The sequence below is a fragment of the Pseudomonas sp. EZ-C24 genome, from assembly GCF_014525325.1.
Classification (GTDB): Bacteria; Pseudomonadota; Gammaproteobacteria; order Pseudomonadales; family Pseudomonadaceae; genus Aquipseudomonas; species Aquipseudomonas shirazensis.
The window spans coordinates 181132-196254 of the sequence record NZ_JACDIU010000015.1 but is presented as its reverse complement, the minus strand read 5'-3'; the positions used below and the strand labels follow the sequence as shown (position 1 = coordinate 196254).

Annotated in this window: 10 protein-coding genes; 9 read left to right on the top strand and 1 reads right to left on the bottom strand. The window is 61.0% G+C overall.

Annotated features, from left to right (window positions below):
- Positions 1-323 precede the first annotated feature (323 nt).
- A complete protein-coding gene (locus tag IDM28_RS15935) occupies positions 324-5189 on the top strand; it encodes an NAD-glutamate dehydrogenase (RefSeq protein WP_188036443.1) in 4866 nt (1621 codons plus the stop codon).
- Positions 5190-6047: 858 nt separating this feature from the next.
- Here IDM28_RS15935 and IDM28_RS15930 read toward each other — a convergent pair.
- A complete protein-coding gene (locus IDM28_RS15930) occupies positions 6048-6866 on the bottom strand; it encodes a pyruvate, water dikinase regulatory protein (RefSeq protein WP_103438071.1) in 819 nt (272 codons plus the stop codon).
- A 176-nt stretch (positions 6867-7042) separates the two neighbouring features.
- Between IDM28_RS15930 and ppsA the strand changes: the two genes are divergently transcribed.
- The 8 genes from ppsA to IDM28_RS15890 all read left to right on the top strand — a co-directional run bounded on the left by ppsA (position 7043) and on the right by IDM28_RS15890 (position 15089).
- On the top strand, positions 7043-9418 hold the full coding sequence (ppsA, locus tag IDM28_RS15925) for a phosphoenolpyruvate synthase (protein ID WP_101321331.1): 2376 nt from the start codon (positions 7043-7045) through the stop codon (positions 9416-9418).
- Between the two features lie 96 nt (positions 9419-9514).
- Positions 9515-10534, top strand: coding sequence for an alpha/beta fold hydrolase (locus IDM28_RS15920; RefSeq protein ID WP_150570712.1), 1020 nt, complete (start codon positions 9515-9517; stop codon positions 10532-10534).
- A 47-nt stretch (positions 10535-10581) separates the two neighbouring features.
- Positions 10582-11073, top strand: coding sequence for a ribonuclease E activity regulator RraA (gene rraA / locus IDM28_RS15915; RefSeq protein WP_188036442.1), 492 nt, complete (start codon positions 10582-10584; stop codon positions 11071-11073).
- 27 nt (positions 11074-11100) lie between these two features.
- The gene (locus IDM28_RS15910) at positions 11101-12096 is read left to right on the top strand and encodes a CorA family divalent cation transporter (protein ID WP_150570713.1); all 996 of its coding nucleotides are present in this window, start codon (positions 11101-11103) and stop codon (positions 12094-12096) included.
- Between the two features lie 89 nt (positions 12097-12185).
- A complete protein-coding gene (locus IDM28_RS15905; protein WP_101321323.1) occupies positions 12186-12437 on the top strand; it encodes a CrfX protein in 252 nt (83 codons plus the stop codon).
- Between the two features lie 2 nt (positions 12438-12439).
- Positions 12440-13264: a mechanosensitive ion channel family protein gene (locus IDM28_RS15900; protein WP_101321321.1), complete on the top strand. Its 825-nt coding sequence runs from the start codon at positions 12440-12442 to the stop codon at positions 13262-13264.
- Between the two features lie 113 nt (positions 13265-13377).
- Positions 13378-13944: an RNA polymerase sigma factor SigX gene (sigX, locus tag IDM28_RS15895; protein WP_101321319.1), complete on the top strand. Its 567-nt coding sequence runs from the start codon at positions 13378-13380 to the stop codon at positions 13942-13944.
- 110 nt (positions 13945-14054) lie between these two features.
- Positions 14055-15089 (top strand): OmpA family protein, encoded by a 1035-nt coding sequence (locus IDM28_RS15890; protein ID WP_101321317.1) that lies wholly within the window; start codon positions 14055-14057, stop codon positions 15087-15089.
- Positions 15090-15123 lie beyond the last annotated feature (34 nt).

The window sequence follows — 15123 nt, the reverse complement described above, 5'->3', positions numbered from 1 at the left end:
CGGCTCGAATTGACGAAATGAAATGGAATTCTGCCAGTCTTGGGCCGTTCCATAAACGAATGTTACCGGGCATTGACCGAATATGTCGCAGCGCTGCAAGCCGCGGTGACCGCTCAGTCGTTAAGCTGCGCAGTCGATGGGTCCCCGTAAAGGCACAGCCACAGGCAGTCGCTTTTGCAGGTACCCAACAGATGAGCGTGGCAAACACGCTCAGCGCCTGGTTTCATCGGCCTGTTTTGCCCCGGGTTGCTATTGTTGATCCCAGGCAACACGCACATGCACGACGCTTCACTACAAAACAAAGCCCAAGCGGAGTACCACAGATGGCGTTTTTCACCGCAGCCAGCAAAGCCGACTTCCAGCACCAACTGCAAGCGGCCCTGGCGCAGCACATCAGCGAACAGTCACTGCCACAAGTGGCACTGTTCGCCGAACAGTTCTTCGGCATCATCTCTCTGGACGAACTTACCCAGCGGCGGCTTTCCGACCTGGCTGGCTGCACCCTGTCTGCCTGGCGCATCATCGAGCGCTTCGACCCTGAAACCCCGCTGGTGCGGGTGTACAACCCCGACTACGAGCGCAATGGCTGGCAGTCGACCCACAGTGTGGTCGAAGTCCTGCACCATGACCTGCCGTTCCTGGTCGACTCGGTACGCACCGAGCTGAACCGCCGCGGCTACAGCATCCACACCCTGCAGACCACCGTGCTCAGCGTGCGCCGCGGCGCCAAGGGCGAACTGCTCGAGCTGCTGCCCAAAGGCACCCACGGTGACGGCGTTCAACATGAATCGCTGATGTACCTGGAAATCGACCGTTGTGCCAACGCAGCCGAACTGAGCTCGCTGGCCCGGGAAATCGAACAGGTCCTGGCTGAAGTGCGCGTTGCGGTTGCCGACTTCGAACCGATGAAAGCCAAGCTGCGCGAAGTGGCGGCGCTGGTCGAGCAGACCCCGTACCCGCAAGCCCAGCACGAGAAGGCCGAGGTCAAGGCGTTCCTCGAATGGTTGCTGGACAACCACTTTACCTTCCTCGGCTATGAAGAATTCACCGTCGAGGGCGGCGCCGATGGCGGCCGCATGAACTACGACGAGCAGTCCTTCCTCGGCCTGCCACGTCGCCTGCGCATCGGCCTGACCGCCGAAGAGCTGCGCATCGAAGACTACGCTGTGGCCTACCTCAACGAGCCGCTGCTGCTGTCCTTCGCCAAGGCTGCACTGCCGAGCCGTGTGCACCGCCCGGCCTACCCGGACTATGTGTCGATCCGCCAGCTGGATGCCGACGGCAAGGTCATCAAGGAATGCCGCTTCATGGGCCTGTACACCTCGTCGGTGTATGGCGAGAGCGTGCATGCCATTCCGTACATCCGCGGCAAGGTAGCCGAAGTCGAGCGCCGCTCCGGCTTCGATGCCAAGGCCCACCTGGGCAAGGAACTGGCGCAGGTGCTCGAAGTGCTGCCGCGCGACGACCTGTTCCAGACCCCGATCGACGAGCTGTCCAGCACTGTCATGTCGATCGTGCAGATCCAGGAGCGCAACAAGATCCGCGTGTTCCTGCGCAAAGACCCTTACGGCCGCTTCTGCTACTGCCTGGCCTATGTACCGCGCGAGGTCTACTCGACCGAAGTGCGCCAGAAGATCCAGCAAGTGTTGATGGAGCGCCTGAAGGCCAGCGATTGCGAATTCTGGACGTTCTTCTCCGAGTCGGTACTGGCGCGCGTGCAACTGATTCTGCGGGTAGACCCGAAGAACCGCATCGACATCGACCCGCAGCAGCTGGAAAACGAAGTGATCCAGGCCTGCCGTTCGTGGCAGGACGATTACTCCGCACTGGTCGTGGAAAACTTCGGCGAAGCTCAGGGCACCAATATCCTGGCGGACTTCCCCAAGGGCTTCCCGGCGGGCTACCGCGAGCGCTTTGGCGCCCATTCGGCGGTCGTCGACCTGCAACATGTGCTGGCCCTGAACGAAGCCAAGCCGCTGGCGATGAGCTTCTATCAGCCCCTGAGTCAGTACGGCGAGCGTCTGCTGCATTGCAAGCTGTACCACGCCGATACCCCGCTGGCGCTGTCGGACGTGCTGCCGATCCTGGAGAACCTTGGCCTGCGTGTGCTGGGTGAGTTCCCGTACCGCCTGCGCCACGCCAATGGCCGCGAGTACTGGATCCACGACTTTGCATTCACCTACAGCGAAGGCCTGAGCCTGGATATCCAGCAGCTCAACGACACTCTGCAGGATGCCTTCATCCATATCGTCAAGGGCGACGCCGAAAACGACGCCTTCAACCGCCTGGTACTGACCGCCGGCCTGCCATGGCGTGATGTGGCGCTGCTGCGCGCCTACGCCCGCTACATGAAGCAGATTCGTCTGGGCTTCGATCTGGGCTACATCGCCAGCACCCTGAACAACCACACCGACATCGCGCGCGAGCTGACCCGGTTGTTCAAGACCCGCTTCTACCTGGCACGCAAGCTCACCCAGGATGATCTGGAAGACAAGCAGCTGCGTCTGGAACAGGCCATCAATAGCGCCCTGGATGACGTTCAGGTGCTCAACGAAGACCGCATCCTGCGTCGCTACCTGGACCTGATCAAAGCCACCCTGCGTACCAACTTCTATCAGCCGGACAGCAGCGGCCAAGCCAAGTCGTACTTCAGCTTCAAGTTCAACCCCAAGCTGATCCCCGAACTGCCCAAGCCGGTGCCCAAGTTCGAGATATTCGTCTACTCGCCGCGTGTCGAAGGCGTCCACCTGCGCTTCGGCAACGTCGCCCGTGGCGGCCTGCGCTGGTCGGACCGTGAAGAAGACTACCGCACCGAAGTGCTCGGCCTGGTCAAGGCGCAGCAGGTGAAGAACTCGGTGATCGTGCCGGTCGGCGCCAAGGGCGGGTTCCTGCCCCGGCGCCTGCCGCTGGGCGGCAGCCGTGACGACATCGCCGCTGAAGGTATCGCCTGCTACCGCATCTTCATCTCGGGCCTGCTCGACATCACCGATAACCTCAAGGACGGCGGCGTCGTGCCACCGGCCAACGTGGTGCGGCATGACGATGACGACCCGTACCTGGTGGTGGCGGCCGACAAAGGCACCGCGACCTTCTCCGACATCGCCAACGGCATTGCCATCGACTACGGCTTCTGGCTCGGAGACGCGTTCGCCTCGGGCGGCTCGGCTGGTTACGACCACAAGAAGATGGGTATCACTGCCCGCGGCGCCTGGGTGGGCGTGCAGCGCCACTTCCGGGAGCGCGGCATCAACGTCCAGCAAGATTCGATCACGGTGGTCGGCGTCGGCGACATGGCCGGTGACGTCTTCGGTAACGGCTTGCTGATGTCCGACAAGCTGCAACTGGTGGCTGCCTTCAACCACCTGCACATCTTCATCGACCCTAATCCGGACCCGGCCAGCAGCTTCGCCGAGCGCCAGCGCTTGTTCGACCTGCCACGTTCGGCATGGACCGATTACGATACCAGCATCATGTCCGCAGGCGGCGGGATCTTCCCGCGTAGCGCCAAGAGCATCAGCATCAGCCCGCAGATGAAGGAACGCTTCGCCATCGAAGCCGACCGTCTGACGCCGACCGAGCTGCTGCACGCGCTGCTGCAGGCGCCGGTCGATCTGCTCTGGAACGGCGGTATCGGTACCTACGTCAAAGCCAGCAGCGAAAGCCACGCCGACGTCGGCGACAAGGCCAACGACGCCTTGCGCGTCAACGGCAACGAGCTGCGCTGCAAGGTAGTGGGCGAGGGCGGCAACCTGGGCATGACCCAGCTTGGCCGGGTCGAGTACGGCCTCAACGGCGGTGCGACCAACACTGACTTCATCGACAATGCCGGTGGCGTCGACTGCTCCGACCACGAAGTCAATATCAAGATCCTGCTCAACGAAGTGGTGCAGGGTGGCGACATGACCGAGAAGCAGCGCAACCAGCTGCTCGGCAGCATGACCGAAGAAGTTGGCGCGCTGGTATTGGGCAACAACTACAAGCAGACCCAGGCGCTGTCGCTGGCGGCCCGTCGCGTACGCGAGCGGATTGCCGAGTACAAGCGCCTGATGGCCGACCTTGAAGCGCGCGGCAAGCTCGATCGGGCGATCGAATTCCTGCCGTCCGAAGAGCAACTGGCCGAGCGTCTGGCCGCAGGCCAGGGCCTGACCCGGGCCGAGCTGTCGGTGCTGATTTCGTACAGCAAGATCGACCTCAAAGAGCAACTGCTGAAATCGCAGGTGCCGGATGACGACTATCTGACCCGCGACATGGAGACGGCCTTCCCGCCGTCACTGCTCAACCAGTTCGGCGAGGCCATGCGCCGTCACCGTCTGAAGCGCGAGATCGTCAGCACCCAGATCGCCAATGACCTGGTCAACAACATGGGCATCACCTTTGTCCAGCGGCTCAAGGAGTCGACTGGCATGAGCCCGGCCAACGTCGCCGGGGCCTATGTGATCGTGCGCGATATCTTCCATCTGCCGCATTGGTTCCGCCAGATCGAGGCGTTGGACTATCAGGTCCCGGCCGAGATTCAGCTGACCCTGATGGATGAGCTGATGCGTCTGGGCCGCCGCGCCACGCGCTGGTTCCTGCGTAGCCGTCGCAACGAGCAGGATGCAGGCCGTGATGTGGCGCACTTCGGGCCGAAGATCGCCCAGCTTGGGCTGAAACTGGACGAGCTGCTGGAAGGGCCGACCCGTGAGCGCTGGCAGGTGCGTTATCAGGGCTTCGTCGAGGCTGGTGTGCCCGAGTTGCTGGCGCGGATGGTTGCCGGGACCACGCATTTGTACACGCTGCTGCCGATCATCGAGGCTTCGGATGTGACCGGGCATGACCCGGCGCAGGTGGCCAAGGCGTTCTTCGCGGTGGGTAGTGCGTTGGATCTGACCTGGTACCTGCAGGAGATCAGCAACTTGCCGGTGGAGAACAACTGGCAGGCGCTGGCGCGTGAGGCGTTCCGTGACGATATCGACCTGCAGCAGCGGGCGATCACCATTTCTGTGCTGCAGATGGCCGATGCGCCGCAGGACATGGATGCGCGGGTGGCATTGTGGTCTGAGCAGCGGCGGGTGATGGTGGAGCGCTGGCGCGCGATGCTGGATGACCTGCGCAGTGCTTCGGGGCATGACTATGCGATGTATGCGGTCGCTAACCGGGAGTTGGTTGATCTGGCTATGAGTGGGCAGGCTGTGGTTGTGCCTTCCTGATAGCTGATTTGGTTGGTTTGTGAGTGAGAGACCCTGGTGCCTTTGGTGGTGCCGGGGTTTTTTGCTTTTAGGGGTTTGGGGCTTATCCGGATTTTGTGGTGGGTTTGCGGGCCCCTTTCGCCCTTACGGCGAGTCACTTTTTTGGCAAACGCCCCAAAAAAGTAACCAAAAAAATGCTTGGCTCCACATCCGGCCCCTTCGCTGCGCTGCGGGGTTCCCTCGCTCCGGCCTTGCTCCCGGGAGGACCGCGCTGTAAGGCCCATCCGGGGCCGCAGCGCTTGCCGGCCATCCATGGCCGGCACCTCCCTTCGCAAGAACTGCGCTTGGCCTCCTGAGTCGCCGGTGGATCAAGAGCAAGATCAAGATCAACAGCACGCCTCGCTGCGCTGGCGCAGATCAAGAGCCAACGTCAAAAGCTGGGCCGCTGCGCGACCCTTCGCGGCGGTCCGGCGTCCCGGTGAACCCGCTCCCACAGGGTCAGCGTTGTTCATGAGTTGTGTAGCAAATTTGCTGGAGCGCCGTAGCGTCCAAAGGGATTAATGCTGACCTGAGACCCCGCAGATCCCTGTGGGAGCGGGCTTGCCCGCGAAGGGCCGCAAAGCGGCCCTAGCTTTTGACTGTCGCTTTTGATCTGCGCCAGCGCAGCGAGGCGTGCTCTTGATCTACCCGCGACCTCAGAAGGCCGAACGCAGGTCTTGCGAAGGGAGGTGCCGGCCATGGATGGCCGGCAAGCGCTGCGGGCCAGGATGGCCCGTTCAGCGCGGTCCTTCCGGGAGCAATGCCGGAGTGAGGGAACCCCGGAGGGTAGCGCAGGGGCCACTAAATCAAACAGATAAGCCCACATCCAATAAAGCCAACCTACTTGAACCGCCGCTCAACCCCCTTCTCAACCAAGATCTTCGCCGAAATCTCCTCAACCGAAAAATGCGTCGAATCAATGTTCGGAATATTCTCCCGGCGGAACAGATTCTCCACCTCACGCACCTCGAACTCACACTGCGCAAAGCTCGAATATCGGCTATTAGGCTTGCGCTCATGGCGAATAGCCGTCAACCGGTCCGGGTCAATGGTCAGGCCAAACAACTTGCTGTGATGCTTCTTCAGCACCGCCGGCAACTGCAGCCGCTCCATGTCATCCTCAGTCAACGGATAGTTCGCCGCACGAATCCCGAACTGCATCGCCATGTACAGACAGGTCGGCGTCTTGCCGCAGCGCGACACCCCCACCAGAATCAGGTCGGCTTTGTCGTAATAATGCGTGCGCGCACCATCATCGTTGTCCAGCGCAAAGTTCACCGCCTCGATCCGCTCCATATAGTTGGAGTTGCCGCCAATCGAGTGCGACTTGCCCACCGAATACGACGAATGCGCGGTCAGCTCCTGCTCCAAGGGCGACAGGAACGACGAAAAGATATCGATCATGAACCCGTTGGAAGTCGCCAGAATCTCGCGAATGTCCTGGTTGACAATGGTGTCGAAGATGATCGGCCGCATCCCGTCACGCTCCGCCGCTGCGTTGATCTGCAGCACCATCGTGCGCGCCTTATCCGGGCTGTCGATGTACGGGCGGGTGAATTTATTGAACGGAATGCTCTCGAATTGTGCGAGCAGGCTTTGACCCAGGGTCTCGGCAGTGATGCCGGTGCCGTCGGAGATGAAAAACGCGGTTCGTTTCATTTGCACCCTAGGCCTTAAGCTGATGACGTTTCTTGGATATGATAAGTTCGCTTTGCCGAATGCGGCTTTTGGCATTCTCACTTATTTTCCAGGTCCCGGCCATAAGCGCCCGGCCCAGTCTGAACCGTCAGGCGGGCGCTCTGAGCTTTTCCAACACCGTTAGTGGAGAGATCACCTTGGTAGAGTACGTAGTTTCCCTCGATAAGCTCGGCGTCCATGATGTAGAGCATGTGGGGGGCAAGAACGCATCCCTCGGCGAGATGATCAGTAACCTCGCAGGTGCCGGCGTCTCGGTGCCGGGCGGCTTTGCCACTACGGCTCAGGCGTACCGTGACTTTCTCGAGCAGAGCGGGCTGAATGCGCAGATCCATGCCGCGCTCGACGCACTGGACGTGGATGACGTCAACGCCCTGGCCAAGACCGGCGCGCAGATCCGTCAGTGGATCATGGAAGCCGAGTTCCCCGAGCGCCTGAATGCCGAAATCCGCGCTGCCTTCGCCGAAATGGCCCAGGGCAACGACAACATGGCCGTGGCCGTGCGCTCTTCGGCCACCGCCGAAGACCTGCCAGACGCCTCCTTTGCTGGCCAGCAAGAGACCTTCCTCAATATCCGTGGCGTTGAAAACGTGATCCGCGCGGCCAAGGAAGTATTCGCTTCGCTGTTCAACGATCGCGCCATTTCCTACCGCGTGCACCAGGGCTTTGACCACAAACTGGTCGCCCTGTCGGCTGGCGTGCAGCGCATGGTCCGTTCCGAAACCGGCACTGCCGGGGTGATGTTCACCCTCGATACCGAATCGGGTTTCCGCGACGTGGTGTTCATTACCGGCGCCTACGGCCTGGGCGAAACCGTGGTTCAGGGCGCGGTCAACCCTGACGAATTCTATGTCCACAAGCACACCCTGCAAGCCGGCCGCCCGGCGATCTTGCGCCGCAACCTGGGCAGCAAGGCGCTGAAGATGATCTACGGCGACGAAGCCAAGGCCGGTCGTTCGGTCAAGACCGTCGAAGTCGACCGTGCCGAACGTGCGCGCTTCTGCCTGAGCGATGACGAAGTCAACGAGCTGGCCAAGCAGGCCATGATCATCGAGCAGCATTACCAGCGGCCGATGGACATCGAGTGGGCCAAGGACGGTGACGACGGCAAGCTGTACATCGTTCAGGCCCGCCCAGAAACGGTAAAAAGCCGCGCCAGCGCCAATGTCATGGAGCGCTACCTGCTCAAAGAGAAGGGCACGGTACTGGTCGAAGGCCGCGCCATTGGCCAGCGCATCGGCGCCGGCAAGGTGCGGATCATCAACGACGTGTCGGAAATGGACCGCGTCCAGCCGGGCGACGTGCTGGTGTCGGACATGACCGACCCGGATTGGGAACCGGTCATGAAACGCGCCAGCGCCATCGTCACCAACCGTGGCGGGCGTACCTGCCACGCGGCGATCATCGCTCGTGAGCTGGGCATTCCGGCCGTAGTCGGTTGTGGCAACGCCACCCAGCTGCTCAAGGACGGCCAGGGCGTGACCGTGTCCTGCGCCGAGGGCGATACCGGCTTCATCTTCGAAGGTGAGCTGGGCTTCGACATCAAGCAGAATTCGGTCGATGCCATGCCCGACCTGCCGTTCAAGATCATGATGAACGTCGGCAACCCGGATCGCGCCTTTGATTTTGCCCAGTTGCCCAACGCCGGTGTCGGCCTGGCGCGTCTGGAGTTCATCATCAACCGCATGATCGGCGTGCACCCCAAGGCGCTGCTCAACTACGCCGGGTTGCCACCTGAGCTGAAGGACAGTGTCGACAAGCGTATCGCCGGTTATTCCGATCCGGTCGGCTTCTATGTCGAGAAACTGGTCGAAGGCATCAGCACCCTGGCTGCGGCGTTCTACCCGAAAAAGGTCATCGTGCGTCTGTCGGACTTCAAGTCCAACGAATACGCCAACCTGATCGGCGGCAAGCTGTACGAGCCGGAAGAAGAAAACCCGATGCTGGGCTTCCGCGGTGCTTCGCGCTACATCAGCGAGTCGTTCCGTGACTGCTTCGAGCTCGAGTGCCGTGCGCTCAAGCGCGTGCGCAACGAGATGGGCCTGACCAACGTCGAGATCATGGTACCGTTCGTGCGCACCCTGGGTGAGGCCAGCCAGGTTGTCGATTTGCTTGCCGAAAACGGCCTGGCTCGTGGCGACAACGGCCTGCGCGTGATCATGATGTGCGAGCTGCCGTCCAACGCGATTCTGGCTGAAGAGTTCCTCGAGTACTTCGACGGCTTCTCGATCGGCTCCAACGACCTGACTCAGCTTACCCTGGGCCTGGACCGCGATTCGGGTATCATCGCGCACCTGTTCGATGAGCGTAATCCTGCGGTGAAAAAGCTGCTGGCCAACGCCATCCAGGCCTGTAACAAGGCCGGCAAGTACATCGGCATCTGTGGCCAGGGCCCTTCCGACCACCCAGACCTGGCCAAGTGGCTGATGGAACAGGGGATCGAGAGCGTGTCGCTGAACCCGGATTCGGTACTCGAGACCTGGTTCTTCCTGGCCGAAGGTCAAGCCCCGGCCTGATCCAACCACTGCGCAGGCATGTCCAACGTGCCTGCGCGCGTATTCTTCGGGGCGAGTTCCAGCGATGGTTCCCGCCCTTTTTCATACAAGTATTCTATGCAAAGCAGTAGCGCTCTCTTCCCCGTGGCCTTGCAAAGTGCCGAACGCCGCGGTGACCTCAGTGAAGACGTGTACCGGATCAAGGCTGGCAACAGCCCCGACCCCAGCGTCGAGCTGGCGGTCACGCGTCTTGGCCTTGCCGATCACGGCGGCGTTCATGGCATACCGGTGATTCTGCTGCACGGCAGCTTCTCCAATCGACGGTTCTGGTTTTCGCCCAAAGGCATCGGCTTGGGCGCGTTTCTGGCGAGGGCCGGTTTTGATGTGTGGATCCCGGAGATGCGCGGTCATGGCCTGTCACCGCGTAATCGCCAGTGGCGGCAAAACCGCGTAGCCGACTACGCGCGCTACGATCTGCCAGTGATTGCTGCATTTGTCCATGAACAAGCCGGCCGGGCTCCGCACTGGATCGGCCATTCGCTGGGCGGGACCACGCTTACGGCAGCATTGGGTGGCGCTTACCTGCCATCTGAACAGGTGGCCAGCGTGGCCCTGTTTGGCACCCAGATCAGCCGCGTGTACTGGCCGTTGAAGGTGCCGACAGTGGAGTGGGGCGCGCGCTTGCTGCTCAAACGCTTTGCACATATTTCTGGCTCCCGGCTCAAGCGCGGGCCGGAAGACGAGCCGATCGGCCTGGCGCTGGAGAGCATGCGTTGGCATGGCCTGTTCGGGCGCTTCGGCGAGAAGGGCAAGGATTGGTGGGCAGGGCTGACCGAGGTCGATGTGCCACTGCTGGCGGTGGCGGGCGCGGGTGATCTGCAGGACCCGGTGTGGGCCTGCCGCAAGCTGTTCGAGCAATACGGCGCCGAGCGCAAGCAGTTTCTTTGCCTGGGCCGGGAGCAGGGCTTCGATGCCTTTGGCCATGTCGACATGTTGGTAAGCAAGGCTGCGCAGATCCAGGTATGGCCGCTGATCGAAGGCTGGTTGCGTGATCCTGACGCGCCGGTACGTGGCGCCGAACTGGCGGCCAGCCTGACTGAGCAGTCGCAGATGACTGCACCACCTCGTGCGGTGTAGCCTTGGCCGGACTTTCCGCTTTCGTTGTGCCTGACAGGAGCCTTCCCATGCAGCATTACGTAACGCCCGATCTGTGCGACGCCAACCCAGACCTGGTCCAGGTGCTGGAACCGATGTTCAGCAACTTCGGTGGCCGCGACTCGTTCGGCGGCCAGATCGTGACCATCAAGTGTTTTGAAGACAACTCGCTGGTCAAGGCCCAAGCCGAGCTTGATGGCCACGGCAAGGTGCTGGTGGTCGACGGTGGCGGCTCGCTGCGTTGCGCGCTGCTGGGCGACATGATTGCCGCCAAGGCTGCGCAAAACGGTTGGGAAGGCCTGGTCATCTATGGCTGCGTGCGCGATGTCGACGTGCTGGTGCAGACCAACGTCGGTGTGCAGGCGCTGGCCGCGCATCCGCTGAAGACCGACAAGCGTGGCCTTGGCGACCTCAACGTGGTGGTGACCTTCGCCGGCGTGACCTTCCGCCCGGGTGAATACGTTTACGCCGACAACAACGGCGTGATCGTTTCGCCGCAACCGCTGCAAATGCCCGAGTGATGCGCCGCGCGCGCTGATGGAGCTGGAATGTTCGAGGAAGACAACGCGCAGTGGGGGCTGGTGCATGCCCTGGTGCTCGATGGCAAAGGTGGCGCGCGTTCTATCGCTCGGACCGAACTGGATGACCTGCAGTTGCAGCCAGAGCAGAGCCTTTGGCTGCACTGGGACCGCAGCCATCCGCAGACCCGCAGTTGGTTACTGCGCGAAAGCGGGCTGAGCGAGTTCAGCTGCGAGCTGCTGCTTGAAGAAAACACCCGACCACGGCTGTTGCCGTTGGCGGATGAGCAGTTGCTGCTGTTTTTGCGCGGGGTCAATCTCAATCCTGGTGCCGAGCCTGAAGATATGGTCTCGGTGCGCATATTTGCCCAGGCGCAACGGATCATCTCGCTGCGCTTGCGGCCACTGCGTGCCAGCGACGAAATCCTGCAGCTGCTGAGCGAGGGCAGGGGGCCCAAATCGGCCTCCGAGTTGCTCTTGCTGATGGGCGAACTGCTGACCGAAAAGGTCCAGGCGCTGGTCAGTGATCTGTCCGAACTGGTCGATTTCGAAGAAGAGAAGGTGGAATCCGACGAACGGTACACGCCAGAAGACGGCGTGCTGCAGCAGATTCGCCGCCGCGCTGCCGGCCTGCGCCGCTTCCTGGCGCCGCAACGGGAAATCTACGTACAGCTTGCAAGGCACAAGTGGAGCTGGTTCGCTGACGCCGATGCCGATTACTGGAACGAGCTCAACAACAGCCTGATCCGCTACCTCGAGGAGCTGGAACTGACCCGCGAGCGCGCCGCACTGGTGCTCGAGAGCGAAGACCGGCGGCGCAGCGAGCGGATGAACCGGACCATGTTCCGCTTCGGCATCATCACCTGCATTTTCTTGCCGATGAGCTTTGTCACCGGCCTGCTGGGGATCAACGTCGGCGGCATTCCGGGCGCCGACAGCCCCTATGGATTCCTGTTCGCCAGCCTGCTGGTCCTGGCACTGGCGGCAGGGCAGTGGTGGTTGTTCCGCCGCCTGCGCTGGGTGTGATCCGGTGCATTTTGAAACATTCGCGTGCGGTGACGTTGTGACCCGTTGCCCGGCGCCCTCGTCTTTGACTGACATTACGCGAGGTGCCCATGCACGATCCGTTTGAACAATCCTTGCGTGACCTGCTCAATGCGTCGCCGTCCGGTCAGGACCGAGACGACGCAGCGTGTCTGGGTCGCGTGCTGAAAACCGCCAACCGTCAGGTTGGTGCAGGCGATCTATTCAGCTTGCTTGGCCGTTGGAGCCAGGCGCTGATGATTGCCGTCAACAATGGCTCGGCGCATGTTGCGCCGGTGCGCCGTAATCCTGCCGCTGGCAGCAAAGCTGATAAGGCTGATTGAATATGGAACTCGATCTCTGGACCCAGAGCCTGGTCACCGCCATGACTGCCCTTTGGACCAAGGTGGCGAACTTCATCCCCAACCTGTTCGGCGCGCTGGTCGTGGTGCTGCTCGGTTTCGTGGTGGCCAAGCTGCTCGATACGCTGTTGTCCAAGCTGCTCGCCAAGTTTGGCCTGGACCGTCTGATGGCCGGTACCGGCATGACCAAGATGCTCAGCCGCGGCGGCATTCAGGTGCCGATATCGACCCTGATCGGCAAGATCGTGTATTGGTTCGTGCTGCTGATCTTCCTCGTCTCTGCGGCTGAGTCACTCGGCCTTGAGCGGGTCTCGGCAACGCTGGACATGCTCGCGCTGTATCTGCCCAAGGTATTTGGCGCGGCCCTGGTGCTGCTGGCCGGGGTCATGCTTGCGCAACTGGTCAATGGCCTGGTCCGCGGCGCCGCGGAAGGCATCGGCCTGGAGTACGCTGCAGGCGTCGGGCGCATCGCTCAAGGCCTGGTGATCATCATTGCGATCTCGGTGGCTATCAGCCAGCTGGAGGTCAAGACCGACCTGCTCAACCACGTAATCGTCATTGGCTTGATTACCGTTGGTCTGGCAATTGCCCTGGCGATGGGCTTGGGCAGCCGCGAAATTGCCGGGCAGATTCTGGCTGGGATTTACGTGCGCGAGCTGTATCAGGTCGGCCAGCAGGTCCGGATTGGAGAGGTTGAAGGGCAGATCGAAGAGATCGGCACGGTGAAGACGACAGTGCTGACCGACGATGGCGAATTGGTGTCGTTGGCCAACCGCAGCTTGCTCGAACAGCGTGTCGATAGCCGCTAACCGGGTAAAAGCTGTTACTGTATGTCGCCGCGAAAACGCGCCCTGAGGGTGCGTGCGGCGACTTGACCTGACTGTCGGCCAGATTCGTTTTGAATAAAGTTCATTCGCCGCCCATGCGCTATGACCCACACGAACTCACCGACGAGGAGTTGGTGGCGCGTTCGCATGAGGAGCTGTTTCACGTTACCCGGGCGTATGAGGAACTCATGCGCCGGTACCAACGGACCCTGTTCAACGTTTGTGCACGTTATCTGGGGAACGACCGCGACGCTGACGATGTCTGTCAGGAGGTGATGCTGAAAGTGCTGTACGGGTTGAAGAACTTCGAAGGTAAATCCAAGTTCAAGACCTGGCTCTACAGCATCACCTACAACGAGTGCATCACCCAGTACCGCAAGGAGCGACGCAAACGCAGGCTGATGGATGCCTTGAGCCTTGACCCTATAGAAGAGGCGTCAGAGGACAAGGCACCAAAACCTGAAGAAAAGGGCGGCCTGGACAAGTGGCTGGTGCATGTGAACCCGATTGACCGCGAGATCCTGGTGCTGCGTTTTGTCGCAGAGCTGGAATTCCAGGAGATCGCCGATATCATGCACATGGGCTTGAGCGCAACGAAAATGCGCTACAAGCGTGCGCTCGACAAGCTCAGAGAGAAATTTGCTGGCGAGGTTGAAACTTAGTGGCCAGCAAATGTCTCTAAACCACCGGTGAGTTCTGCTAGACTTGCCGTCGAGTTGTCCCCCGGTTTTTGGTGGGACTGCTTATCTATCACACGATGGGGATTTAACGGATGAAATTGAAAAACACTTTGGGCTTGGCCATTGGCTCGCTCGTTGCCGCTGCTTCGTTCGGCGCTCTGGCACAAGGCACAGGCGCTGTAGAAGTCGAAGGCTTCTACAAGAAAGAATTCTTCGACAGCCAGCGTGACTTCAAGAACGACGGCAACCTGTTCGGCGGCTCGATCGGTTACTTCCTGACCGACGACGTTGAACTGCGTCTGGGCTACGACGAAGTCCACAACGCTCGTGGCGAAGATGGCAAGAACATCAAGGGCTCGAACACCGCCCTGGACGCTCTGTACCACTTCAACAACCCGTACGACGCAATCCGTCCGTACGTGTCGGCTGGTTTCTCCCACCAGTCCATCGGCCAGACCGGCCGTGGTGGTCGTAACCAGTCCACCTTCGCCAACGTTGGCGCTGGTGCCAAGTGGTACATCACCGACATGTTCTACGCTCGTGCTGGCGTTGAAGCTCAGTACAACATCGACCAAGGCGACACCGAGTGGGCGCCAAGCGTTGGTATCGGCCTGAACTTCGGCGGTAGCCCGAAGACTGCTGAAGTCGCTCCAGCTCCAGTTGCTGAAGTGTGCTCCGACAGCGACAACGACGGCGTCTGCGACAACGTCGACAAATGCCCAGACACCCCAGCCAACGTTACCGTTGACGCCGACGGCTGCCCAGCAGTTGCCGAAGTCGTACGTGTTGAGCTGGACGTCAAGTTCGACTTCGACAAGTCGGTTGTCAAGCCTAACAGCTACGGCGACATCAAGAACCTGGCTGACTTCATGAAGCAGTACCCATCGACTACTACCACTGTCGAAGGTCACACTGACTCCGTAGGTCCAGACGCTTACAACCAGAAGCTGTCCGAGCGTCGCGCTAGCGCCGTTAAGCAAGTTCTGACCCAGCAGTACGGCGTAGAATCGAGCCGTGTTGACTCGGTTGGCTACGGCGAAACCCGTCCGGTTGCTGACAACGCCACCGAAGAAGGTCGCGCTGTTAACCGTCGCGTTGAAGCGCAAGTAGAAGCTCAAGCCAAGTAATTGGTCTGAGATTCAGGAAAAACCCGGCCTAGGC